Origin of the sequence: Anaerobacillus arseniciselenatis (genome assembly GCF_001865995.1) — a bacterium.
Classification (GTDB): domain Bacteria; phylum Bacillota; class Bacilli; order Bacillales; family Anaerobacillaceae; genus Anaerobacillus; species Anaerobacillus arseniciselenatis.
In genome coordinates this window covers 1-2,242 of the sequence record NZ_MLQQ01000048.1, presented here as the reverse complement: position 1 = coordinate 2,242, position 2,242 = coordinate 1, and the positions used below count along the sequence as shown (strand labels likewise).

Here is a 2,242-nt window from a genome sequence, read left to right as displayed (position 1 = left end):
AAGTAACGAAGAACTTATAATTTAATATACATCGTTAGATGGACCGCCGAATGCTGGGAAACTAGCACGTTCGGTGCGGAGCAGGGGAAAAGCTGGAGATCACTTCAAAGGCTTACCTATTGCTAACATTACTTTAACAACAGGAACAATCATGTGTAGTTGCTCCTGTTGCCATTTTCTTAAACTATTGAAACAGGAATGTTGAATAGGGAAATTGAACAATATTACTTAATAATCAATCCAAATTATGTTACATTGAGCCTGATTTTAATTTCAAAAATACTGGGAGAGGTTGAAAAAATGAAACAAAAAGTCTTAATCAGCTGTTTAATAGCTTCTATCACTCTAAATGTCATTTTACTTTACTCATATATTCAGGAGTCTAGGTTTGACACAAAGCATATGGCACAAATGAGTGAGCAGGTATCCTTTTTTACCTTTAGATTTGCTGAATTGAACTTATCTTTTATTGATAGATATTTTGATGAGGATACTCATTATGATAGTATCGATGATGTGATTTCTGATTTAAAAAGTATAAACACTACATGGTATACCCTTAATCATCGTGATATCGATAGAACATTATTAGAAGAAATCCGACGGTATGATTCTTTACAATACCAATTCATAACTAGAAATTTAAGTAATAATCCATCAGAAGAAAAATTACAAGAATTTAGGGAAGCTCTTCAAGTAGTAGTAGATCCTTACCAAAACGGAGAGTTTGAAACAGTGAATGATTATATACAAGTACTAGAAAAAACTAATCAGCGATTGGAGGAGTTGTAAGCATCAATAGAGTATTCGAGTGAGGATATAACTTAAACTAAAGAGTGCGATAGCAAAAGAGGTTGTCGCTACGACTGTGCAGGTTTTTGAAGTAAACTAAAATAGTAAGGGTGATTTAATGGAGGCAATTAAACAAGGATTGTTTCTTTTATTCATGATAATGATAATTGCTATATTCTTTTCTTTAGTAAGATTGATAGTAAAACACTTTTTTGATGATTTTTATCAGAACCTCTACCAAAAGTCTAATCGTTTATTCGAAAAAATTATTCGGAAGTAAATTGAGAATCATCATAACCAAAATATAATATATTGCTTATAATCTTTCAGCTAATGAGAGCTTTAGTGAAAAATTTGACAGTGATGAACCTGGTGCTTACTAAACTAGGTTTATTTATATTAAAAAATTGTCTTTTTGTAATTGGTAGATAGTGTTAAAATTCACTTATTCAAGTAAAGAAGCTCTTCATCAATTAACATTCAGTATTGATTGGAGGTGTCGAAATGTTGTTGTTTATTTTAGCAACTATAATATTTGTTTTTTATGTTGTTTTTAGTCTTATAACAATTAAATCTCGACTTAGTGAAATAGAAAAGAAACTTGGTATACATGATTTGCCAAATCTTTCTGATGAAGAAATAAAACGGGGGATAGAAAAAGAAAAGGAACAAGACTTCTTTAACAATTTAAATAAGTAGTTCTGTTGAAGGAGATTAGGATATTATATAAAAAAATAAATGATTAGTATTCAATTAAAGGGTGCATTAGCGCAACATTGAAATACTTTTTGTTTTAGTATTGAGCGAGCAGCATTCAACAATTTTAATTTCGTAGCTTTAATGAGGGGAGGTAAATTACTATCGGACTTACAATTGGGCTTATAATTATGGGCATTATAATCTAGAGGAGGAGAAAGTAATATGCGGGTATTGCTAGAGCTACTAAGGATTATTTTCATTTTTGCTATTCTTGCAACACTATTAGGTGGAATACCTCATGCTATATATTCGAATATCGGTATTAATACTGACAAATATGGATGGATAGCTATGCTCGGAGTTTTTTTATTAATCTTTGTATTGTATAGAAATAAACTTCAATTCAGTGGATGGTACACTGGAAAGGGCAGAGAAAAACTGCCTAAAACGTTGTCTAAAACGTTAATTTTAAGTGCCATTGTATTGTTATTATCTCCTCCAATTCTACATTTCTTTTTTAGTTAACGAAGAGCGTTACTGGGACAGCAACAGTAACGTTTTATTTAAGTAATGAAGCAGGATAATTAAAGATAGCTTCGGGATTATGTGTTAACAATTATAAAGGAGCATTCCTGTTAGAAGGATTTTCGGGGACTTGAAAAAAAAAGAGCCCTCCTGGTATGATACGGGGTGTCAAATCGTGCACCGAGATGACCCCTAACTTAGTTAACCAAGGAGGACTTCATAATGA

General features: G+C 31.7%; 3 protein-coding genes. All 3 read left to right on the top strand.

What is annotated here, in order from left to right; genetic code table 11:
• Window positions 1-300: 300 nt before the first annotated feature.
• The 3 genes from BKP35_RS17305 (at window position 301) to BKP35_RS17295 (ending at window position 2,016) form a co-directional block, all read left to right on the top strand.
• Window positions 301-792: a hypothetical protein gene (locus BKP35_RS17305; protein WP_071314640.1), complete on the top strand. Its 492-nt coding sequence runs from the start codon at window positions 301-303 to the stop codon at window positions 790-792.
• 504 nt (window positions 793-1,296) lie between these two features.
• Entirely contained in the window at window positions 1,297-1,491 is a 195-nt protein-coding gene (locus BKP35_RS17300; protein WP_071314639.1) for a hypothetical protein, read from the top strand.
• Between the two features lie 222 nt (window positions 1,492-1,713).
• Window positions 1,714-2,016 (top strand): hypothetical protein, encoded by a 303-nt coding sequence (locus BKP35_RS17295; protein ID WP_071314638.1) that lies wholly within the window; start codon window positions 1,714-1,716, stop codon window positions 2,014-2,016.
• Window positions 2,017-2,242: the final 226 nt, after the last annotated feature.